Raw genomic sequence first — 22,157 nt, 5'->3', positions numbered from 1 at the left:
CGATACCTACTTAGTTTAACTAGCGTTGATTAAAAGAGCTCTATCAAAGCTGAGAGGCTATTAGTGCCAGTAGTTGCCGTTCACGCGCTGGCATTGAAATAGCAGCAGTTTTCGTATTTCGGACGGTCGGTATTTTTGAATGTGAATAGTTAGATTGAGCGAAAGGCGGACGGTCAATAATTGCAAAGTAGGGAATCAAGATTTGATAATCATATTAATTGGGGCAGCTTTGTTTGTTCAATTAAAGTGGTTGTCTAGTTTAATTTCTAGCCGTATTATGGCCATTGCTTTTATTGGATTAGCTAATGAAATCCTCATTACATGTCCACCTTAACCGCTTTACATAGAAGTTTTTTTCGGAAACTTATCTCGAAAAATGATAAACAGGGAATTTTATGAACTGCCTAAAAAAGCTAAGACTCCTCGTCATTACTTTTTGTTTCTTGCCTCTATTTTCTGCCAATGCAGTTATTGTTAAAGAACACATAATTACCTCTAAAACGTTGGGAGAAGAGCAAAACATCACTGTCTATCTGCCTGATGATTATGATGACTTTCCAGACTATAAATACCCAGTCTATTATTTCCTGGATGGTAAATATTATAAGGATATGATTCAGGGGGTTATGTCATCCTATTACGAGAATGATTTGGCGCCATACATGATATTGGTTTCAATTGATAACGAAGATAGGATAAGGGATTACACACCGACTGAACATGTCGAATACAAACAGGGTGGTGGTGCGGATGCCTTTTTAGATTACGTAGAGAAAGAGCTTATTCCCTTTGTCGATAAACACTATCAAACCTCTAAGTTTAAAACCCTAAATGGACATTCTCTTGGTGGACTTCTCTCTTTACATGCAATGCACTCCCGACCAGGACTGTTTACTGCCCACGTTGCATTGAGTCCTTCTATTCACTGGGGTAATAAAATTGTATTACCAAAGCTGAAAAAGTATCTGTCTTCAGAAGAAGATTTGAATCAGTTTCTTTATGTTAATTTAGGAGATGAAGGTTTTCAGGTGATTGATGATTCGGCAATAGCTATGCGCGAAGGTTTTTTAGAGTTAAAAACATTCCTAGAAGAAACTAAACCTAACGGCCTCAGGTTTAAGGTAGAACATTTGCAAACGCTGCCCCATGTTGCGACCCTAATGACTGGTGTAGTCAATTCCACCAATGAGTTGTACCGCAACTGGTCAGTACCCCACAGAATTTTTACAGAGGGACCAGCTGGATTTGATAAGCATTTTAAGCTGTTGTCGCAAGACTTGTTTCAGGAAATCAAACCTCACAAAGGAGCGATCAATTTTGCCTCATACTATATGACTGGGCATGATTCGCTTGAAAAAGCCATGGAGTTGTTACAATACAACGCTGTACTTTATCCAGATTCTGCATGGGTGCTATTTAATCTGGCCAAAGGCTACGAGAAGCGTGGTAACCAAGATAAGGCTAGACAGCAAGCTATGCTGGCTCTTGGAAAAATCAAGGAAGATGAAGAAAACCTCAAAGCCTCTATCAATGAGTTTATTGCTGAACTTGATACAGAGGAATAGATAGGTGAATCTGCTTAACGGGTCACCCCTTGATTTTATGTATCGACAAACAACACCGTCCGGTAATGGCACATTAGGATCGGACAAATTCACTTAATTAGATGCAAGTGAACGACCGCTCCTTGTCTACTGATGTCGTTCGCAACACGTTGAAAGGCCTAAGTGGACATGTAGCGGACACTGGGGGACAACGGAGTTTGTAAGCAAAAATAGCATTATTGTTTAATCATAAACTTTGGATTACACTTGTAATCAACTTCGCCGTCAGAGTTCATGAATGAAAATCTTAAAACATACTTTGGTTTTCTTCGTGCTTTTATTATCGGGGTGTGCGAGCAAAACTACCGTTCATGTTTATGCAAAATACCTAGATAGCACTCAAAGAGACGAAATTAGCAACGCTTTTGATTCGTCTCAAAGATATCGCGTTCAACTGAATGAATTCGACTTTCCCGCGAGTGTTACCGAAAATACTCTTCTCTACTCATTAATTTTACTTGAACCTGAAGCTATTGATATAGCCTCTTACATATCAGCTACTGCCGGCTTCACAATACAGCGAATTGAAGGTTTGAGTAAAGGAAATCATTGGTATACAAAAAATTCAATGGCTCTATTTCTATTGCCCAAAAACAAAGACGATAAACGAATGTTTTTCCAACAAGATTTAGAGAACGAATACAAGGCTAAAGACTGCGGTGAAGCTACTTCTTTATATCTTCATAAGGATGGCTCTTTCACTCTTGAAATGGCTACAAAAAGTACGGGCACAGACATGGTTATTGGAGTGTGGAAATATAGGCAGTACCCTTTTTTAGAATTGAAAAAGAAAGGAGCTACTTATGCAGACTATTATTTTGAAATAAAGCGGTTTAGGGACGCTGACAAAGTAAGTGAAATAGATTTTATGGAGCTGGTGTCTTTAAATGCGGGGAGCTTGCCCGAGAACTGCTCCTTTTTAATTGGAACAAGAATTTGACTGCTGACTGTTATCAAATTCTGCTGTTTGTCTTTTGATGCCCGTCAAGGCTCGCTGTTGGACAGCTGTGTACGTTAAGCGGAAGTTGGCGATAAGGTAGGTCAGGTTCCGCATTGAGCGATGAGCGGACATAACAATAATTTCAAGTAATGATAAAAACTGTGACTATCCCAGCTTCGTTTAGTAAAGGTTGTCAATTAGTCTATGAATCGCTGTCACCACAATGTCAGGCTGTGATTTGTGAATGGAGTGTTGTCGCTCACCAGTGAAGATAATTGTGCTGTTGGACGAACGAGTTGTGATGTTTTCTTGCAGCCCAGCCCACACATAATTTCTTGTATCTGAAGCAGATACTTCAGAGGATTGTTTATTTCGCGCAATCACTATCAGCGGTAAGTTTCCAAAATTAGGTTTTAGTGCTTGTAGTTCATTAAGGCTTTGCTGGAATGAATTCGCTTCATCCAAGCTAGTATATTGATGCTTAGTTGTACTTTTCTTGGCCTTTTCTTCAGGGTTAGAATTGGAAAGATACAATCTTGGTAATCCAACTGGCGCAGCCCACATACCAATTTTGAAAAGGTACTTTTTTATAAAGCTTGGCTTGGGCATGTTATCAATTTGGCTTTCATGAGCTGAGTCAATTAATACCAAACCAGCTATTTCGTCGGGATACTTCAGAGCGAACTGCTGCATGTTCACGCCACCGAAGGAATGACCAACAAGAATAATCGGCCCTATTAATTTCTTTTTCTCCAGCATTGAGTGAAGCTCTTGGACAATTTCTTCACTTGTCCTTTCTTTCGGGCTTTCGTCGCTCCAGCCAAGTCCAGCTCTGTCGTAAGTTATTACTCTGGCAAATTTTGAGACTTCATCTGACACCTTCTTCCAAACAGACAAATCATCGCCCATACCAGAATCAAAAATTACGTTTACACGTCCTATGCCGCTATCTTCTGTATAAAGGCTGTAGCCACCAACATCAATCATCTCTCCAGTTTTGATAAAAGTGCTAGAGTCGATATATTGAGAGTAGGTTTGATAAACAAAACCACTCGACACAAGGATTATCATACCGATACATAAATATTTGAAAAAAAACCTCATTCGTAAAGTCCTTTTAGCTCATGATGTTAGCTTTAATTGATTGCAGTCTGTCCTATACCTGATGGAAATTCAATCTATTATGTACAGAATTTTGTTCGCTGAATATGCATAGTCTATAGCGCTTTTTCTTTTACTTTCTGATGTCCGCTATTGACCGATGGCAGAAATCCGGCATCACAAAACTGACCGTCCGCACCTTGTCTATTTGAGCCTGACAAGAAGGATGATGGGCGGCAGTGTACGTAAAGCGGACCCACAACGCGAGCAGCGATAAAAGAGTTAGATGCAATTTAAAATTAGTGTTCGGGCGGAACTTTTTATCGCTATTAATATCTTAAACATACATGGATATTCGCAGCTTAAGCCTGTCATGCAAACATGAATGGAATTATTGCAATTGAAAGCCCATTGGATTGGACAGGGGACTTCTCGAAAAAAAAGAGACAAAGAAATTTGATTTAAGAGGTTTTTCTCTAGCGATAATATTTCACGCTGTTCTCATTGCAATTGCTTTATTCGGTTTCAATTCTGTGCCTCTTAACTTTACTGAGAAACCAAATTCTCCCATAAACGCGACTTTGTATGTCCCAGTTATTCAAAAAGAAACTAATGTTGAAACGACTCTAAGTCCACAGAACGAATCTGAAATTGCGCTACCTACTAAGCGCCCAGTTCAGTCAACTAGTCAAAATAAAAGGGAATCAATCCAAATACCAGTCACTTCCTCTGAGAATACTAAAAATGTTAGTTCAGCCTTATTAAGTCAGCCAAAAATCGAAATGGATGTTCGGAATGGGCCGGAACACGCACAATTCGACAGTCTTAATAGTGAATCTGGTCATCAATTTAGATTTGAAATAGATAAAAGTAGACTTTCGAATGATCAGGAAACTAGAGATGACATATTTGCAACCAAAGCGATTAGAGATCTTGATGCATTTAATCAAAAGTTGTTTGAGACTTTGATGCAACAAGATATACAGGTGATGCAGAAACTAAGAATATCACCCGATTTAGATATTCCGGTAAGAACTCACCTTAATGATGACAAAGAGAGAATGGAAGACCTCGCCATAGCAGTAGATTGTGATTCGATAAGCGGAGGTACACTGATACTCGTAAGCCGACTGCTCAACGGAACACTTGGAACTAACCGAAATTCTCAAACTGCTAGTGCACATAACAGCGCAACCTCTTTCGATCGGATTAAATGCCCAAAAACAGATATTGATCAGTTTATCCAGCGTCGTTTGAACAATGCGCAAGATTGAGGACAACTGCACATTGAAGTGGTATAAAACCACTAATAGGAAACAACATTGTTGAACGTCCGTTCCTTGTCTTTTTGATCCAGTGACTCTAGGGGGTTGAAACGTACGTTTTTCGGACCTAACAGCTAGGGTTCTCAGTCTAAAAAAATACAAGGAATTGTTACAGTGCGTTTTACTTTATTGTTCTGCCTAGCTTTTTTGGCCTTTTGTGATGCGTTCGCTAGCCCTATATTCGATAATATACCTGACAGAATTGATCCGAACGCGAAATACATTTTCTACTCTCATGGCTACATAGTTGAAGGCGAGGATCCGTCGCCTGTTCATCCGAGATGGGGCATGTACGAATATCCGGCGATACTAGAAAAACTGGCTAGTTTCGGTGCTGTGGTCATCTCCGAGCATCGAAAAGCAAAAAGTAACCCCACCACACATGCTGAAAAATTGAGGAACCAAGTAAGCACGCTTTTAGAAATGGGAGTTCCTCAACGTAATATCACTTTGATAGGGTTTTCACGTGGTGGCTACATTACTGCTTTAGCGTCAAATGCCATTCAGAAAACTGATATTAATTATGTGCTCCTTGCAGCTTGTACTACGAGCATGAGTCGAGATGAAAATATTGTGTTGACTGGTCAAATATTGTCTATACACGAAAGCTCAGATACTGTCGGTTCTTGTGATGAAGTCATTAAGCGAAATCCAAAGGCAGTAAGTTCATTCAAAGAAATCGAAATTTTTACGGGGTTGGAGCACGGCGCTTTTTATCGTCCCACTGAGGCTTGGATATTGCCCATTAAGTCATGGCTTGAGACACATGTCTCATCTGTGCCATATAGTCCGCAAAGAAGCTCTATAATCCAACTAGAGGAATCGGCTACCGGACGAATTTATCCAATATATGTGCAACTTCCGCGCTCTTATAGCACTTCGCCTAGCAAACAGTACCCTGTTATCTACGCGACCGATGCTCCATATAGCTTCCCCACACTTGTCGGAGCTACTCGAAATCCAATGTATTCAGGGGTTATGGAAGAGGCAATCATTGTCAGTGCTTCATATTCGACTGACTCGAGAGGAATTCAAAGCAGAGTAAGAGATTATACGCCCGTAAAAGCTAAAAGCTGGAACATGGAAACAGGAAATGCAGATACCCACATAGAATTCTTTAAGTCTGATATCTTTCCTTTCATCGAGTCAAAATACAGAGCTGACCAGAACAGTCGCATATTTATAGGCCACTCACTGGGTGGACTATTCGGCGCGTATATTTTATTTCGATCCCCAGATGTATTTTCTTCTTACATTCTAGGTAGCCCGTCAGTTTGGTTTAATGACAACTATTTGCTGAAATTAGCTCCGCAAAAAGCTCCTGCAAACACAAAGGTCTATTTATCAGTCGGTTCTTTAGAAACTCCTGAGTTCGGTGAGGGAGAAAATATGGTTCAAGGGAGTAGCATGCTTGCCGAAAAAATTTCTGAGCAATCAGATGGTAACGTTCAAATTAAGTTTGTCGTTGTCGATGATGCTACGCATGCAACAGTCTTTCCTACCATTGCAATTCAAGGTTTAGACTGGATACTTGGAAAAGATAAGCGACAATAAACGTCTTTTTAATCGCACTCGTTATTTGGACGAGACAACCTAACAAAATTTCTGTTTAAGCCGTCAACAATGCCTGTCCATTCATCGTCATTGATTGCAGTCTGTCCTATATCTGATGTGTGGCCCTGCCCAGAGACGATTAGTTTTATTGAGCAGGCAGACACTGCGTTGTACCTTGCTAAATCGCAAGGAAGAAACTGTGTAAGCGTTGTGAAGGCGAGCTGAATTCTCTCGCCACTGCTCTAAGCGCGTTAATTTTATGCGTTTGGTGCTTTTAAAGTGTCTTGTGCATTGTTGAAACTAATGGGCCAGCGCAGACGCTGATTTACATCCCTCTAAACAAGGTTCCCAGCTCTTTCCAAATGCTGCGAGATTCAATGGCTTTTTCCCTCATTTTTCTTAACGCTTTTTTGGGATAAAAGTGACCATTTTTGACGACTGCTTCCGGCCTTTTAAGTGTCGACAAGTCATCTAATGGAGACGTTTCAGACAAGATGAAATCCGCTTTATAGTTCTCAGAAACTTTACCGATTTGGTCGCCCATCTTTAGTGCTTTCGCTGGGTTGATAGTTGCAGCTGCTAGTACATCGTATATTGCCATACCAGATTCGTGCATTAATCGCATTTCGTTATGCGTAGCTAAACCGTGGGGGGAAAGCAACACGCCAGAATCAGAACCGACCAAAAGCGGGATTCCAGCATTATGAAAAACGTTGGTGATATGTTGTAGAAACGAAAGTGTTTTCTGATTATGTGCGGCCATATTGTCTGATGCAGTTAACCACCGCTCAATTTGGTTATTTGACGCCTCGAGCGCGATGATGTCGGAAGTGTATTCGGAGGGAACAGTGTCTAAAAACGCTTCTTTCTCGACACTAAGTTTGGTGAGTTGATAGTAAATGTTTAACGTTGGGCTAACGGGAACGCTTACTGCTTTTATGCTCTCAGCTATTGCGGGGATACGGGTAGAATCAAATTTGTAATTAAGGGGGCCTTGATAGATATCTTCAACATGTTCTAATGATTGAAGCCCAAAAAGTGATGATATCGGCATATTGCCAGACGCATGTGGGCCATGTTTAGCAATCGGTATATTGAGTTTTTTACCTGTTTCGATTGCCGCTGTTAACGCTTCTTCGCTAAGGTTCCCATAGAGTTTAATTAAGTCATAACCTTCAGATTGATAACGCTTAACAGCTGCCTCGGCTTGTTTTGCTGTGTGCACAGTGTGATGCAAGTTTGCGTCGTAAGCGGATAGAATAGGGCTACTCACAGTGGCGCTGCTACCAATAAGTTCGCCTGCTTCAATTTGGTCTCGCCACTTCAATTGGTCAGGAACACCATTCATTATGCGAACATGAGTAATTCCATGACTAAGGGCTAAAGCGAACGCCGCCTCTTCAAAAATGTGAACATGCATGTCAATCAGCCCAGGTGTAACGTAACCACCATTCCCGTCAATAATCGTAATACCGTTTGATGGTGCAGGCATGGGGGATTGCGCAATGTTGAGAATTTTACCTTTGTTAACAAGTATCGATTTATTAAACTGAATTTGTCTGTTTTCGACATCAACAATATTGATGTTATTTAGAATAAATGAGTTCCCCATCTGTTCTAAATTAGGCGCCGCGCGACAAGCAGTGGCAGAAACTAAAATGAGTAGAGCAATAAAATATTTCACAGTTAACTCCTAACTAATAAGTTAACGGTATCGTAACGGTGACCCATGGGGCGGTCGTCCAGTTACATGTGTTTAGTTGTCTACTATCTTGTTGTTAGACGTATTTTCTATGCGGACTTAATCTGAGCCTTATATTCACTGGGAGTTTTGCCAGTATATTCTTTAAAAAGCTTATTAAACGAAGCTTTAGAGCTAAAGCCCGCATCGGTATAAAGCCTGGAAAGTGAATGAGGAGATTGCGCATCCAACGCAGAACAAATGTGGTGAATACGATATTCATTTATGTATTCGTTAAATGACTTATTAGCCACGGTATTGATTGCGCGTGAGATATCTCTGGGTTGCAACCCACTTAACTCACTGACGTCACTTAATGTAAGTCGGGGGGTTAAAAACCACTCATTATTAATAACCAGCTTATCTAATTCGTTAAACGTAGAGCCATAATTTTCAGGTTCAGATTTCGCTTCAGAATGAACGTTGTTCAGCGTGACTTTATGAGGTGTAGTTAATGCTTTTTGGTCGATTAATTTGATTGTGATGATGGTAGCGGCCACTAACCAAACCATATTATTCATGGCTTGGCCGATGAGGTTTAGCTCATAGGGGAGAAACTGCTGACTATTGAGCCGTGCCAAGTCCAGTAGGTTGAAAAAAGCCGTAATGACTAACACCCAAACTAACCAGGTGAACGAAAAATCATCAGAGTCAGAACGTTTTTCATCCAGCGCTACCTTGTGTTTCATGAGCAAAATGGCAGTGAAATAAGCGTAAACGACTCGCCATATACTCCCTATCACGATAACCACCGCAACATGTGAGGTAAAGAACAATACTGGGGCAACAGGCAGTAGGTGCATCCAGTCGCTGGTTTGAAGTGTTTTATTGGTTATATGTTTTGCCGCTAGGTAACTTGCAGGACCGAACAACATAATAAAAATAGGGCTAAGTAAGTAAATATCTCGCGTGATACCCGTTTCTTCTAAGATGTTTACTGTAGAAGCAAAGGCGATTAAGCCGAGGAGGAGGGCAACTTCAACAAACGGACTTTGTCGCCACAATAATAAACCGCCTAATATTGAAATACCAACAGTGGCAGCTTGAATTAAGTTAACGAAATTGAGTGAATCCATATTGTTTTATTTAATACACAGCTTAATTCCTTTACGCGATAGCTTCTCATGGATCCAAAAGTACGTAAACGTTTTTAAAGGGAGCATAACCTTGTAAATTGATGGCCTTAATCGGGATGTATCACTACGAGCAGCTATTAAATACCTGTTGAGTAATTCTTTCCAAATGCCTCAAGAACATGATTTGACCGTTCGCCCTGTGTCTTTTCCGCGATTTAGCATTTTTAGGTGCACCGCAGCTTCTTATGTGTTGCGGGTATCTAATTGTTGGTTTTAGTGAATCGTCTTACAAGAGCATAAATGCTACCCATTAGACCAAACAACATAAACACCAGCCCTAAATAGAATACACTACTATCCAATTGCTGAGATTCGGTACTATTTGCTTGCACAACAATCCAATGAACAAAGCAGAGAAATACTGCCATACCAGCTGAAAAAAACTGAAGCCAATTTGAAATGTAATTCAAAGATTCATTTTTTCTTTCCGGAGACAGCCAATAGGCTTTATTAGGAAGATTAATTGAATCTTCTGGTAGTGATGTTAGCAGCCTACCCATTCCCCCAACAACAAGCGTAGAAAGGCAGACGACTAAAACCATTAACGTTAGATAAGTATCGCGTGATAAAAAGGAATCTGCCTGTCCCGACGCATTGAAGTGTGATGCAACTTCAGCTGGCATGTTACTGCCAGTTGACCAAACAAAAAGACCTGCGGCTATTGCTGTTGGTATAGTAATTCTCATTTAAAATTCCTTAATGAATTTTCCATCTTTATTTACTTATTTTGTTATCAAGCCTAGCTCTGCAAATTTAATAGTATCGAGTGAATCAAACTGAATTGCACAGCCTTTTTCAATCATGGTAAGCCACGCAAAGCGCAACGCATCTGCTCGCTTTCCTATCCAAAAACCTTTGGTTTTATTGAGATAGGCAACCACTGGCTGAGTATGCCCATCGCGGTAAATACGGCGAATAAAGGTAAAGTCAGGCCCAAATGATTCTAATACAGCTGAATTACTCACATCAATAGACGTTACTAGCTCATTGAAAGCCTCTTGATTACGCCCCTGCCGGTAGGCCACCCACGCTCTGGCTATTCCAACAAAATGCGCTTCCTTACTAAAATTATCAAAAACATTACCGGCTATTTGCTCGTCTCTGCTCAGGCGCTCTCCGTGCTGGAACATAAGATTAATTTTAGCATTAACGATTTGTACAGGTTCAAGTTGGGCGCTGTAGATAAGGTGTCGGCTTAAATCTCCTATCACCTTATAAGGATTGCTATTCGTCTGGCTGCTTTGTTCATAGTCTCGGAATGTGCTGTTCAGCAATCTTTTATTTTTTTGTTCAAAATAGGCGAGCCGCTCTTTAACAAACTGCTTGTATTTGGGGGCGTTGCAGCCTGTTGTTTGGTTCTTTACGTGCTTCTTCTCAAAAAGCGCGAGGGCAGGCTGACTGAACGCCGCTGCGCTAGCACTTATCAACAGGGCGACGCAGAAAAAATGCGTTAACGAGCGCACTAACATTTAACTTACCTTTTGAATTATCATTAAACAAACACTCAAGAAGCGGTAAAGGTTGGTTTGCGGAAGTACGTGGGCGTCGCTGATAGACTGCTATGGGGCAGACACCCGCCGACCGTATCTTTTTAGTTGCAAAAACATAAACTATAACATCATTCAAGCACTTAATTTGAGTGATGCTATATGTGCGATAGTTTGCTTCCTGAAAGCAGTACATAGCAAATGAAAAATTGATAGTGCAATGAAAAAAGGCCTGCCGAGTGGCAAGCCTTTGAATTGGTGGAGCTGGCGGGATTTGAACCCGCGTCCAGAAAATGTCTACCTTTGGTACTACATGCTTAGTTTGTCTTTTATTTAACTACTTTAGACCCCGACAAACAGGGTTCTTGGTAGCTGGTCCGATACTATTTCGCGGTTCACCCTCAGACAAGGTTCCCTCGCTATCCTACTTGGATGACCTTCCGAATCCCCGCTAGCAGGAAAAGACTAGGGTGGAAGGGCCTATGCCGGTTATTAAGCGGCTAGTGCGTATGTTTCGTCGTTTGCGACTATTTAAATGCGGCTTTTTAAGAGGCAAACCGCTCCTCTGCATGCACCTCCAGCTTCCTAGATCCTGTCGAATCCTAATCAGCCCCGAGTGTGAAACGGGATTATAACATAACTAAAGCGTGGTTAAACGTTTCTTTTAGTTTTTAGCTTTGAAAAGATGCATTTATACGTAATAACCATTAAAGTGGGCGAGCGTTTAATTACTCTGAAGTGCCAATGAGTTGTAATTCTATTTTATATACGCCGTACACGCTACCGTGTGGGGTTGAAGTTCGAAATCGTCTTGTAAAAGCTGCGATGGAAGAAAATATGTCTGATACCGGGAGTTTACCCGGTGACGCGCTGTTTAGTCTCTATCGGTACTGGGCGCACGGCGACCTAGGTATGATTATCACAGGCAATGTCATGATCGATAGAACCGCCATGACAGGCCCGGGCGGTGTGGCATTAGAGAAGCATACACCGCTAACGCCGTTTGAAAAATGGGCAAAAATTATTAAGTCTAATGGTGCGTTAGCAGTTATGCAGATTAACCACCCTGGCCGGCAGGTATTTAAAGCTATGCAGGGCAAAGCCATTGCGCCTTCTGCTGTACCCCTTGATATGGGTAAACATTCTAAATTGTTTGCACAACCACGAGAAATGACGTGTGCAGAAATTCACGACGTGTGTAAGCGTTTTGTTGAAACCGCAAAACAGGCAGAGAAAGCGGGTTTTGATGGCGTTGAAATACATGCCGCACATGGTTATCTGCTTACTCAATTCTTGTCACCCTTAACAAATCAGCGTCAAGACGAGTGGGGCGGTTCTATTATCAATAGGGCACGTCTTCTTATCAATATCGTCAGTCAAATAAGGGCGATATGTGCGACAGACTTTATTGTTATGGTGAAATTAAACTCTGCTGACTTTCAAAAAAACGGGTTTTCATTCGATGATGCATGCGAAGTGGTTAACCGGCTAGAGGCGTTGGGTGTTGATGTTGTCGAGTTATCAGGTGGCAGCTATGAGGCACCCGCAATGCAAGGACAAACGCGTGACAATACTACCTTGGCCCGTGAAGCTTATTTCCTTGAATTTGCCCATGCGCTGGAAAGTAAAACCGATATTCCATTAATGACAACCGGCGGGATAAAACGTGCCACAGTGGCTGAAAACGTGATTAATGAAGGGTGCGAACTTGTTGGTTTAGCAAGTGCATTGGCTATCACCCCAGATTTGTCGAAGAAGTGGCAACAGCAGTGGGAGTATTCGGGCACAATACCGCACTGTACGTGGAAAGATAAATCGTTAGCCAGCCTTGCCAATATGTCTATGGTACGTCGTCAACTACGCCGGTTAGGCAATAACCTCACGACAATGAATCGTCCGTCACCGCTGTGGAGTCTTATACTTGATATGCTGCATCGAAAATCGATGACTAAACGGGATGTTGCCGCCATGAAGGCAGGTTCTTAAGCAAAAAAGCGCATAAAAAAATGCAGCGTAATAATCGCTGCATTTTCATTTTTGTCGTTTAACAAAGAAGTGCCGAGGCGTTATACGCTTTTCTTCATAACCCTTTCTTTCTGGCGCTGCCAATCTTTGTCTTTCAATGTATCTCGTTTGTCGCGCTCGTGTTTACCTTTCGCTAAGTGAATTTCTAGCTTAACCCAACACTTTTTCCAATACATATTGGTTGCGACTATCGAATAACCTTGACGGTCTCTAGCGCCCATTAGACGGTCTAGCTCACGTCGGCTTAGCAATAATTTTCTTGCACGCTCTGGTTCGGCAATAACGTGCGACGAGGCTTGGTTTAGCGGTGAGATGCGACAGCCCACAAGATAGGCTTCGCCATTTTGAATGATGACGTACGTATCAGTAATGTTTACTTTACCCGCACGAATACTTTTTATTTCCCATCCTTGAAGCGATAAACCCGCTTCAAATTTGTCTTCAAGAAAATAATCATGACGCGCTTTTTTGTTCTGCGCGATGTTACCCGTGGTGTTTTTATTGGCTTTATTCTTTTTCATAGCCTCTATTATACTAAATATATGTTGAAAGTCTTTACTCGCTATTAGATTAATTATGGTGGCAAATATCTGTATTTAAACGGGTAGTGATGAAATTAAAAACATCGTTGAAAGGTCAGTTTGCTAGATGAGAACGCAAGATTTTATGTGGTACACTAACGAAAATGATTTAGTAATTGTAAGATAAATGCCGAGTATCCAGCGAAGCGCCCTTGTAGCGCACAGTGCACAAGCCATGTTCGACTTAGTAAACGATGTAGCCTCGTACCCCCAGTTTTTGCCTGGATGTACTGACAGCAAAGTGTTGCACGCATCAAATGAAAGTATGAAAGCGTCTTTACTTGTTGCGAAAGCAGGCATCAAGCAATGGTTTACCACACATAACGAACTTGTTGATGGCCAGAAAATTAACATGCAATTGGTTGATGGGCCGTTCCGTTCGCTCACAGGCGGGTGGACATTTTCTTCCTTATCAGAAGATGCATGTAAAATTGAGCTTCATTTAGAATTCGAATTCAGCAACAAACTTGTAGAGATGGCATTTGGCAAGGTATTCAATAATTTGGCATCGAGTATGGTAACGGCGTTTACCGAACGTGCCAGGAGCGTTTACGCGTGAGTACAGCCCTTATTAACATTGAAGTGGCTTATGCACTGCCAACAAAGCAAGTGTTAATCGATGTTGCCATTGCTGAAGGGACTACAGTTGAAGAAGCCATTGAGGTATCAAACATCCTTTCGCAGTTTCCAAGTATTGACCTTAAAAAAACTAAAGTGGGTATTTGGAGCCGAGTGGTAAGGCTAACTGAAACCTTAAAAGATGGTGACAGAATTGAAATTTATCGACCGCTGATAGCCGACCCGAAAGAGATAAGAAAACGTCGAGCAGAAAAAGCAAAAGATGAGGGAAGAGCCGATAAAGTGACTGGCGGACGTCCCAACCAACCCAAACCACAAACTTAATAGTTAAAAAAATGCCCATGCAATGTTGCATGGGCATTTTTTGTAGTTAAGAGTAAAGCCTAGAACAGTTAGACTGTTGCTAACCGTTGCCTTTCTCAATAATGCTACCAAGCTCTAATAATGGCGAGGCGTCTATATTGTTCGCATCCATCATAGTGGCAATGCGCTGAACGGTAGCCACCATTTGACTTTGCTCCCATTCTTGTAGCTGACCGAATCGCTCAACAAAATGCTCCTGAAGAGGGCGCGGTGCATCAACCACTGCTACTTTGCCTTTCTCTGTTAAAAACACGCCTACTTTCCGCTTGTCTTGCGTGCTTCGTATGCGCGTGGCTAAGTCTCGCGTTTCTAAACGGTCTAGAATGTTAGTAATGGTTGCGGGGCTTAAATTAATATTGTCAGCAATTTCCCGCACCATAATACCAGGGCGCTCTTCGATATTTTGCATTACAAGCAGCTGCGGGCCCGTTAAGCCAACATGTTTGCTCAATTGTTTGCTGCGTAAATCTACAGCACGAATTATGCGCCGTAAGGCAACCAATAATTCTTCTTCTTTTCTCATAAATATTCCAACTAGGTGAATGCCCTGGTAGGGGCTACTTCAACAGATGTATAAAGTGTTGGTGTTTCTGAAAGTGGTCGATAACATCGTTGATGACTGCAATTTTTGACCAACCCATAATGTCATAGTTCTGACCACCTTCACTTAGGTGAACTTCGGCGCGATAGTACGTCGACTTTTTATTTTCGTCTACCGTTTGTGTATCACTAGCGGCAAATTCAGGCTGTTCTGACTTTGTCGGATAAACGGAATAAACGAAATTTGGATCATTACCCATCGTTACGGTTAGCAACGAAGCGTTGTCTTTTTGTTCAATTGAAACGGAGAACCCTTGGGTTTCGAAGGCTTTGCTCACATCAACGAATGCTGCGTTCACCACTTTTTGAACATATCGATTTACAACGTGCTCGTCGGGGAAGGTAACGATGTTTTCGAGGCGTTCTCGCCAGTTAGTGTCCATGTCACTGTGTGGAGGGGTACCTCCCATTACCTGCAAACTCTCGCGCTTTACCGCTTCAATACGTAGTGCCTTTAATAAGCCCATAATAGCAATGAGTAAAACCAGTGCAAAAGGCAGTGCCGCAGCAATTGTCATTGTTTGCAACGCACCTAAACCACCCGCGTAAAGAAGCACCGCGCTCACAACTCCAACGCCTATCGCCCAATATACCCGTTGCCACAAGGGTGTGTCGTTGCGGCCATGAGAACATAGCATGTCGACGACCATCGCCCCGGAATCGCAGGACGTAACAAAGAAGACTATTACCATGATAACGGCAATGAAATTAAGTATCGACGAGAACGGGAAGTGCTCTAAAAAGACAAACAGTGCTATAGCGGTGTCTTCGTTCACCATGTTTGCCAGTATGTCGTTACCGTGAACCAATACTTGGTCGATGGCACTATTTCCAAAAACGGTCATCCAAAATAGTGTAAATGCCGATGGAATAAGTAATACACCTACCACGAATTCTCTTATGGTTCTGCCGTAAGAAATTCGCGCGATAAATAGCCCAACGAACGGTGCCCACGCTAACCACCATCCCCAATAGAATATAGTCCATCCGCCAATCCAGTCTGTTTTTTCGTAGGCAAACAGATTGAAAGTATTACGTACGATATCAGAAAGGTAAGCTCCAGTATTTTGCATATAGGCTTGAAGCAGGAAAACGGTCGGACCAAGTACTAATACTATTACAAGCAATACCACTGCCAGAACCATGTTTGTCTCTGAGAGTCGGCGAACGCCTTTCTCTAGCCCTGTACTTACTGAAATAACGGCTAGGCCAACCACACCCGCCATTATGCAAATTTGTACAAACGTACTTGAAGGTAAACCAAATAGATAGTTTAGCCCTGCGTTGACTTGTGATGCACCAAGCCCTAGCGAAGTCGATACCCCAAATACGGTTGAGGTAACAGCGAAGATGTCAACAATATGACCTGGCCAGCCATAAATGCGGTCGCCAATTAATGGGTAAAGTGCCGATCGCAGCGTTAATGGTAAGTTTTGTCTGTATGCAAAGTAACCGAGGATTAATGCAACAACGGCGTATATTGCCCATGCATGCACACCCCAGTGGAAAAAAGTTGTTTTCATTGCTTCTCTGGCGGCTTCGATGCTTTGCGCGTCAGCCGTGGGAGGCGCAAGAAAATGCATAAGCGGTTCTGAAACGCCAAAAAACATCAATCCAATACCCATGCCTGCGGCAAAGAGCATACTAAGCCAAGTAACAAAGCTAAATTCAGGTAATGCATGGTCGGGCCCAAGTTTTATTTCACCGTAGCGAGACATCCCTAGGTAAACCACGAAAAGCAGAACAATGGCAACGACGAGTACATAAAACCAGCTGCCGTTAGATACGATACTGGTTTGCATAGTTTTAAATAATGCGTCTGCAGTGTTTGGCATGGCAGCCGCAAAAATTAACAAACATACGATCAATGCCGAGGAGGTTATAAAAACCGACTTGTTCAACGGAGAGTGATTTTCGTTTTCATTCACGCAGTGTTAATCCTTCTTCTTACTATAAGAGTTAGTGCTACTTGCACAGAATATCACGCATGCCATTCTGTTAATAAGCTTTCATAGTAATAATTCGTATATAAAGCCTTTTTTGGTTAAAAAATGTGCGGTGAGGCGCTTTTCTCTTATCAATTGGGTTAATTTTTGCTTTGTTTTCACATAAAATTGATTAGAGTAGAAATTATTAACCGTTTATGTGGTAACATAAATTGATCTTTTTGATACGTGTCTCAAGTAAACAGTGTCCAAAGAATAAAACTACCTACAAAAGGGAAAACACACATTATGCGTAAAACTCAGCTAAGCTGTGCAATCGTTGCTGCGTTGGCATCGACAACCATCGCCGCACAAGAGTCTAAAGCACCAGCCCAATTAGAAACCATCGAAGTAACCGCAACTAAGCGCGCAGAGTCGATTCAAGACGTACCTGTTTCCGTTACGGCGTTAAATGGCAAAGCATTAGAAAACTTGGGAATTGATAATTTCCAAGATTATGTCGAGTTCCTCCCTAATGTTGTTTTCCAAGGCACTGGCCCAGGGCAAAACGAGATTTATATTCGAGGCGCTGCCACAACACAATCTAATATCATGTTGTCGTCTGTACAGGCGCTTCAGCCTTCAGTTGCGTTTTATGTTGATGAAATGCCAGTTTCAATGGCTGGCCGTAATCTTGATGTTTACGCTACAGACGTACAGCGTGTTGAGGTACTTCCAGGGCCTCAAGGCACGCTTTTTGGTGCAAGCTCGCAGGCGGGTACTATTCGTTTGATAACGAACAAACCTGATTTGACTAGCTTTAGTGCAGGTTTCGATACAAATATCGGTTTCACCAAAGGCGGTGAAATGAGTAACTCGGTAACGGCGTATTTTAATTTACCACTTACCGACAAGTTAGGTTTCCGTGTTGCAGCTTACAATGATAAGCAAGGCGGCTGGATTGATAACGTTATGAACGTTCCAGGCGAGGGTGGTTACATTGGAAGTGCGGTAGTTATCGACCGTATTTCTGGCGGTCCTCTTGCTGATCCAGTTGCAATGGATGCCAATCGCGTAACGAGCCCTGGTTTTGGCTCGAATGGAGAAGCTTCTGTTGTATCGCCACAAAACGATGCATTAGTTGAAGATGATTTCAATGACGCGACCTACACAGGCGCGCGCTTCGGTCTGTTGTATGAATTTAATACTGACTGGGATTTATTAGTTCAGCACACTCAGCAGACACTAGATACTGAAGGTGTATTTGCCTACGATCCTACGCTTGAAGGCGAAAGTTCCGCAATACGTTTTCAACAAGAAGAAAACAAAGATGAGTTTGGTTTAACAACGTGGACACTAGAAGGGCGTTTAGACAAGCTCGACCTGGTGTACACAGGTGGTTATTTAGACCGCGAAATCGATACGTTAGCCGATTACACGGGTTATACCAATGGCGGTGCCTTCGCAGCGTACTATGTGTGTAACCACTACGAAGCAGGTGTGGAAGCGGAAGATCAGCGTTGTCTCGATCCTACCAAGTACTTCAAGGAAGACACCACAACCACGCGTAATACCCATGAGTTACGTTTTACAACAACCATGGATACGCCTTGGCGTGTAACTGCTGGGTTGTTCTACGACGAGCAAGAAATAGCAACAGTAGGACAATTTAAAATTGCTAATACTGATGGCGAACTCACGCGCTTCGGCTTCGACAACCTACAAAGAAACTTAGTAGGTACTGAAGGCATTAACAGCAACGGTGGCCCGTTCCCATCAGAAATTAGTTTTATTAATGATATCACGCATACTATTGAACAAATCGCCGTATTTGGTCAGTTAGAGTATGACCTTACCGATACACTAACTGCTAGCTTTGGTGCGCGTTGGTATCAAATTGATGATATCTATGTGGGTTCGACATCGACTGTTGACGTTACTCGTCGAATTCGCGCATTTGGAACATTAGACCCTGATGAGCTTGCTGCGGTAAATCTAGACCCAGCTGCTGTAAACGCAGCGATTCAAAGCGGTCAGCTTGAAACCGACCTGCTCGACAGTAACGGTGTATTGACAGTTGACGATACCATCTTCAAATTTTCATTGGATTGGAAAGTAAACGACGATGTTTTATTGTTTGCTAACTATTCAGAAGGGTTCCGTCCGCCAGTTACTAACCGTGTTGGCGGTGGTTTGGCGAAGAACCAGAGTGGCGCGTTTGACGGTTTCCGTATACCTGTTTATTCAACAACTGATACATTAGATAACTATGAGTTGGGTATAAAAGGTGACTTCCTTGACGGTATCTTGCGTGTTAACGCAACAGCGTATTACTCAGAAATTGAAGAGCTACAAACGTCGCGTTTCGACCCAACTAATATCTCGTTCCTTGTATTTACCGATAACGTAGGTGATGCGGAAATTAAGGGTATTGATGCTGACATCACATGGCTTGCCACCGATGACTTAGTTATCAATGCCGCATTTAGTTTGCTTGATACTGAGCTAACACGCATTAACTCAGAACTAGAGGGAATTGCGGCAGGCGTAGGCTCTGAACTACCTTACTCTGCAGGGTTCTCTGGCAACGTGAATGCGCGTTACTTCTTCGAGTTAGAAGGTGATAAACGTGGTTATGTGAACGGCTCGGTTAGCTATACTGGCGACCGTTTTGCTGGCATGATCATGGATGCTTTCGTAATGGAAGATGCAACACAACTTATCTACGGAACAGGGTCTGGTCTTAAGATAGAAGAAGAGGCATCTGTCTACGAAGGCGTAACCTATGCAGATTCAAACGGCGCTACGTTCCGTGGTGGTCGTTACATTCAAGAGTCTTACATGTTAGCTAACTTGGCGGTTGGTGTTACAAACGATGTGTGGAAAGCTGAATTATATATTGATAACGTATTCGACGAGAGTGCAATATTGAACATTGATACTCAGCAGTTTACGCCTAAAGTTGTGACAAATAGACCTCGTACTATTGGTGTTCGCTTCTCTTACGATTATTTTTAATCGAAGCGATGTCACAGCGTCGGTTAAACACTGAGCGCTAAACTAAATATAAAACGGCAAATTCATTGAATTTGCCGTTTTTTCTATTTACAGGCATGCTGTAAGAATGAACAAAGAAGAACAACAAACTTTATCCTCAATTAAACACGCGCTAATGCAATCGCAATACCGCGCGGTTGTTACCCAATGTCAGCAGCTTTTAACATCATCAAGCAACGACAATACCCGTAGAGAAGCGCAGTATTTGCAGGCGGTCGCTTATCGTTTATCCGATGATACCGACAACGCGATTCGGTGTTTATCAACACTTGTCGCTGCGTTTCCAGATTATGGACGGGGTTTTCAAGAGTTAGGCTACTGTTATTCAAAAGTGGGAAACCATAAAGAGGCTGCGAATGCTTTCTTTCAAGCAACCCGTTTTAACCCCGCTTTACTCAGCGCGTGGCAGCAACTAGAAAAAGTGTATGCACGCGATAATCAGCAAAACGCCCTTGTGTTGTGTAAAAGACAAATAATGTTTCTCACCTCGTTACCTAAGCCTATTTTAGGGGCGACGGACCTAATGCATGAAGGGCAGCTGCATAAAGCTGAACAAGTATGTAGACAGTTTTTACAAAGCAATAAGCATCACCCCGAAGCCATGATGCTATTAGCTGAAATTGGGATGCAGTTAAAAGTATACAGCGACGCGGAGTTTCTACTAGAAAGCTGCGTAACGCTTTATCCCGATAATGATAGAGCTGCTGCGTCTTATCAAACCCTGCTTGCAAAGTTGGGTAAATTTCCAGAAGCTGCCGATGTTGCAAGGCGGCGTCTAGAGGCTGCGCCCAACGATTTCACTGTAAAAGTGGGGTTAGCGCACGCGTTAGTTGGTGTTAGTGCACTAGAAGAGGCTATTGCAATCTACCACGAATTGTTAAACGAAAACGCGGATAGGCCTGGACTATGGCTTGCTCTTGGACACGCACTTAAGGCCAAAGGGAATACCACAGAGGCCGTTGAGGCTTATGAAAAGGCTACGCAGTATGCTCCCGATTTTGGCGATGCGTACTGGAGTTTAGCGAATACTAAAACATATCGTTTCAGTGAACAGATGCTTTCCGATATGGTTTCACAAGAGCAGAAAGCTACCACCAAGCTAGAAGACAAAATTCATTTATGTTTTGCATTGGGCAAAGGGTATGAAGATGCGGGCGATGCGAATACGGCTTTTCATTATTACCAGACTGGAAATAGTCTGAAACACCGTACGCTACGCTTTGATATAAGCCGAACAGAAGCCGCGCTTGAAGCGCAAGCCCAGGCTTGCGATACGTCATTGTTCTCTCGCAAGGCAGGCTATGATGCTCCCGATCCTATCTTTATTGTGGGCCTTCCTCGTGCGGGCTCAACGTTACTTGAGCAAATACTAGCGTCACACTCTATGGTAGATGGCACCATGGAGCTTCACAACATACTGGGTATCGCTTCATCTATCAGTAATGAAAAAACGCCATACCCATTTAACCTAAGTGAATTAAGCGACGAAACGTGCACCGCATTAGGTAAGCAGTACATCGACCAAACCCGAGCATACCGTGCTAACGCGCCTTTCTTTATTGATAAAATGCCAAATAATTTTATTCATATTGGTTTAATTAAACGCATTTTACCCAACGCTAAAATTATTGATGCGCGTCGCAATCCTATGGACTGTTGTTTCAGTGGTTTCAAACAGCTGTTTGGTGAGGGACAAGAGTTTAGTTATGGCCTTGAAGATATTGGTCGCTATTATAAGGCGTATGAAACGTTAATGTCGCACTGGCATAAGGTGTTACCAGGTGACGTGCTAACGGTGCAGCATGAAGACGTACTAGATGACCTAGAAGGTCAGGTAAGACGCTTGCTTGATTTCTGTGGCTTGCCGTTTGAAGAAAACTGCCTATCGTTCCACAAAACTAAGCGGGTTATAAAAACGCCAAGTTCTGAACAAGTGCGCCAACCCATTTATAAAACGGGAATGGGGCAATGGAGACCATTTGAGCAGCACCTAGATGACCTGAAGCATGCGCTGGGGTCTAATGGTTAAAGCAGGCAGAAGATAAGCTTTTGTCGCGATGAAGTATTACTTCCTGTTACATGTAAGCTACACGGGGTAGTGAGCAACGCTCACTACTCAAGATTATCCGAATTGGTAAC

18 protein-coding genes and 1 other RNA gene are annotated in these 22,157 nt (G+C 42.5%); 9 read left to right on the top strand and 10 right to left on the bottom strand.

Annotated features, from left to right (window positions below):
• Positions 1 to 395: 395 nt before the first annotated feature.
• Positions 396 to 1,565, top strand: coding sequence for an alpha/beta hydrolase-fold protein (locus ACOJRU_RS10150; protein WP_421131633.1), 1,170 nt, complete (start codon positions 396 to 398; stop codon positions 1,563 to 1,565).
• A gap of 277 nt (positions 1,566 to 1,842) precedes the next feature.
• Entirely contained in the window at positions 1,843 to 2,544 is a 702-nt protein-coding gene (locus ACOJRU_RS10145; protein WP_421131632.1) for a hypothetical protein, read from the top strand.
• A 180-nt stretch (positions 2,545 to 2,724) separates the two neighbouring features.
• Here the strand turns inward: ACOJRU_RS10145 and ACOJRU_RS10140 are convergent, their stop codons facing one another.
• Positions 2,725 to 3,648, bottom strand: coding sequence for an alpha/beta fold hydrolase (locus ACOJRU_RS10140; RefSeq protein WP_421131631.1), 924 nt, complete (start codon positions 3,646 to 3,648; stop codon positions 2,725 to 2,727).
• A 413-nt stretch (positions 3,649 to 4,061) separates the two neighbouring features.
• On the opposite strand from ACOJRU_RS10140, the gene ACOJRU_RS10135 reads away from it, so the two are divergent.
• Both ACOJRU_RS10135 and ACOJRU_RS10130 read left to right on the top strand, forming a co-directional pair.
• Positions 4,062 to 4,919 carry a hypothetical protein gene (locus tag ACOJRU_RS10135; RefSeq protein ID WP_421131630.1) on the top strand — a complete coding sequence of 286 codons (858 nt, stop codon included), beginning with the start codon at positions 4,062 to 4,064 and terminating at the stop codon, positions 4,917 to 4,919.
• A gap of 165 nt (positions 4,920 to 5,084) precedes the next feature.
• Positions 5,085 to 6,524 (top strand): alpha/beta hydrolase, encoded by a 1,440-nt coding sequence (locus tag ACOJRU_RS10130; protein WP_421131629.1) that lies wholly within the window; start codon positions 5,085 to 5,087, stop codon positions 6,522 to 6,524.
• Between the two features lie 8 nt (positions 6,525 to 6,532).
• Here ACOJRU_RS10130 and ACOJRU_RS10125 read toward each other — a convergent pair whose 3' ends face one another.
• The 6 genes from ACOJRU_RS10125 to ssrA all read right to left on the bottom strand — a co-directional run bounded on the left by ACOJRU_RS10125 (position 6,533) and on the right by ssrA (position 11,502).
• Positions 6,533 to 6,688: a hypothetical protein gene (locus tag ACOJRU_RS10125; RefSeq protein ID WP_421131628.1), complete on the bottom strand. Its 156-nt coding sequence runs from the start codon at positions 6,686 to 6,688 to the stop codon at positions 6,533 to 6,535.
• 161 nt (positions 6,689 to 6,849) lie between these two features.
• Positions 6,850 to 8,208, bottom strand: coding sequence for an amidohydrolase family protein (locus ACOJRU_RS10120; RefSeq protein WP_421131627.1), 1,359 nt, complete (start codon positions 8,206 to 8,208; stop codon positions 6,850 to 6,852).
• A gap of 107 nt (positions 8,209 to 8,315) precedes the next feature.
• Positions 8,316 to 9,341 (bottom strand): helix-turn-helix domain-containing protein, encoded by a 1,026-nt coding sequence (locus ACOJRU_RS10115; protein ID WP_421131626.1) that lies wholly within the window; start codon positions 9,339 to 9,341, stop codon positions 8,316 to 8,318.
• A 260-nt stretch (positions 9,342 to 9,601) separates the two neighbouring features.
• On the bottom strand, positions 9,602 to 10,087 hold the full coding sequence (locus ACOJRU_RS10110) for a DUF1648 domain-containing protein (RefSeq protein ID WP_421131625.1): 486 nt from the start codon (positions 10,085 to 10,087) through the stop codon (positions 9,602 to 9,604).
• A 36-nt stretch (positions 10,088 to 10,123) separates the two neighbouring features.
• Complete coding sequence (locus ACOJRU_RS10105; RefSeq protein WP_421131624.1) at positions 10,124 to 10,870, bottom strand: hypothetical protein; 747 nt, start codon at positions 10,868 to 10,870, stop codon at positions 10,124 to 10,126.
• Between the two features lie 274 nt (positions 10,871 to 11,144).
• Positions 11,145 to 11,502: a transfer-messenger RNA gene (gene ssrA, locus ACOJRU_RS10100) on the bottom strand.
• Positions 11,503 to 11,632: 130 nt separating this feature from the next.
• On the opposite strand from ssrA, the gene ACOJRU_RS10095 reads away from it, so the two are divergent.
• Positions 11,633 to 12,874 (top strand): NADH:flavin oxidoreductase/NADH oxidase family protein, encoded by a 1,242-nt coding sequence (locus ACOJRU_RS10095; RefSeq protein WP_421131623.1) that lies wholly within the window; start codon positions 11,633 to 11,635, stop codon positions 12,872 to 12,874.
• 80 nt (positions 12,875 to 12,954) lie between these two features.
• Here ACOJRU_RS10095 and smpB read toward each other — a convergent pair whose 3' ends face one another.
• A complete protein-coding gene (gene smpB, locus ACOJRU_RS10090; protein WP_421131622.1) occupies positions 12,955 to 13,434 on the bottom strand; it encodes an SsrA-binding protein SmpB in 480 nt (159 codons plus the stop codon).
• A gap of 187 nt (positions 13,435 to 13,621) precedes the next feature.
• Between smpB and ACOJRU_RS10085 the strand changes: the two genes are divergently transcribed.
• Together ACOJRU_RS10085 and ACOJRU_RS10080 are read left to right on the top strand one after the other, a co-directional pair.
• Entirely contained in the window at positions 13,622 to 14,053 is a 432-nt protein-coding gene (locus ACOJRU_RS10085) for an SRPBCC family protein (protein ID WP_421131621.1), read from the top strand.
• Positions 14,050 to 14,397, top strand: a complete 348-nt coding sequence (locus ACOJRU_RS10080; RefSeq protein WP_421131620.1) for an RnfH family protein — start codon at positions 14,050 to 14,052, stop codon at positions 14,395 to 14,397. The genes ACOJRU_RS10085 and ACOJRU_RS10080 overlap by 4 nt, the downstream gene beginning before the upstream one ends.
• 79 nt (positions 14,398 to 14,476) lie before the next feature.
• Here the strand turns inward: ACOJRU_RS10080 and ACOJRU_RS10075 are convergent, their stop codons facing one another.
• Both ACOJRU_RS10075 and ACOJRU_RS10070 read right to left on the bottom strand, forming a co-directional pair.
• Complete coding sequence (locus tag ACOJRU_RS10075) at positions 14,477 to 14,959, bottom strand: MarR family winged helix-turn-helix transcriptional regulator (RefSeq protein WP_421131619.1); 483 nt, start codon at positions 14,957 to 14,959, stop codon at positions 14,477 to 14,479.
• Between the two features lie 34 nt (positions 14,960 to 14,993).
• Complete coding sequence (locus ACOJRU_RS10070) at positions 14,994 to 16,964, bottom strand: BCCT family transporter (RefSeq protein ID WP_421131618.1); 1,971 nt, start codon at positions 16,962 to 16,964, stop codon at positions 14,994 to 14,996.
• Between the two features lie 306 nt (positions 16,965 to 17,270).
• On the opposite strand from ACOJRU_RS10070, the gene ACOJRU_RS10065 reads away from it, so the two are divergent.
• Positions 17,271 to 19,979, top strand: a complete 2,709-nt coding sequence (locus ACOJRU_RS10065; RefSeq protein ID WP_421131617.1) for a TonB-dependent receptor — start codon at positions 17,271 to 17,273, stop codon at positions 19,977 to 19,979.
• A gap of 106 nt (positions 19,980 to 20,085) precedes the next feature.
• On the top strand, positions 20,086 to 22,047 hold the full coding sequence (locus tag ACOJRU_RS10060; protein ID WP_421131616.1) for a sulfotransferase: 1,962 nt from the start codon (positions 20,086 to 20,088) through the stop codon (positions 22,045 to 22,047).
• Positions 22,048 to 22,157 lie beyond the last annotated feature (110 nt).

It is taken from the genome of Alteromonas algae (assembly GCF_049117195.1).
GTDB lineage: Bacteria > Pseudomonadota > Gammaproteobacteria > Enterobacterales > Alteromonadaceae > Alteromonas.
The sequence above is the reverse complement of the archived record's forward strand: the minus strand, read 5'-3'. Positions and strand labels throughout refer to the sequence as shown.

What these genes read in the sequence shown, in the direction of transcription:
- ACOJRU_RS10095 (WP_421131623.1), top strand. Translation starts at nt 11,633, where the DNA reads ATGAGTTGTAATTCTATTTTATATACGCCGTACACGCTACCGTGTGGG.
- ACOJRU_RS10065 (WP_421131617.1), top strand. Translation starts at nt 17,271, where the DNA reads ATGCGTAAAACTCAGCTAAGCTGTGCAATCGTTGCTGCGTTGGCATCG.
- smpB (WP_421131622.1), bottom strand. Translation starts at nt 13,434, where the DNA reads ATGAAAAAGAATAAAGCCAATAAAAACACCACGGGTAACATCGCGCAG.
- ACOJRU_RS10105 (WP_421131624.1), bottom strand. Translation starts at nt 10,870, where the DNA reads ATGTTAGTGCGCTCGTTAACGCATTTTTTCTGCGTCGCCCTGTTGATA.
- ACOJRU_RS10140 (WP_421131631.1), bottom strand. Translation starts at nt 3,648, where the DNA reads ATGAGGTTTTTTTTCAAATATTTATGTATCGGTATGATAATCCTTGTG.
- ACOJRU_RS10075 (WP_421131619.1), bottom strand. Translation starts at nt 14,959, where the DNA reads ATGAGAAAAGAAGAAGAATTATTGGTTGCCTTACGGCGCATAATTCGT.
- ACOJRU_RS10115 (WP_421131626.1), bottom strand. Translation starts at nt 9,341, where the DNA reads ATGGATTCACTCAATTTCGTTAACTTAATTCAAGCTGCCACTGTTGGT.
- ACOJRU_RS10060 (WP_421131616.1), top strand. Translation starts at nt 20,086, where the DNA reads ATGAACAAAGAAGAACAACAAACTTTATCCTCAATTAAACACGCGCTA.
- ACOJRU_RS10150 (WP_421131633.1), top strand. Translation starts at nt 396, where the DNA reads ATGAACTGCCTAAAAAAGCTAAGACTCCTCGTCATTACTTTTTGTTTC.
- ACOJRU_RS10145 (WP_421131632.1), top strand. Translation starts at nt 1,843, where the DNA reads ATGAAAATCTTAAAACATACTTTGGTTTTCTTCGTGCTTTTATTATCG.
- ACOJRU_RS10085 (WP_421131621.1), top strand. Translation starts at nt 13,622, where the DNA reads ATGCCGAGTATCCAGCGAAGCGCCCTTGTAGCGCACAGTGCACAAGCC.
- ACOJRU_RS10110 (WP_421131625.1), bottom strand. Translation starts at nt 10,087, where the DNA reads ATGAGAATTACTATACCAACAGCAATAGCCGCAGGTCTTTTTGTTTGG.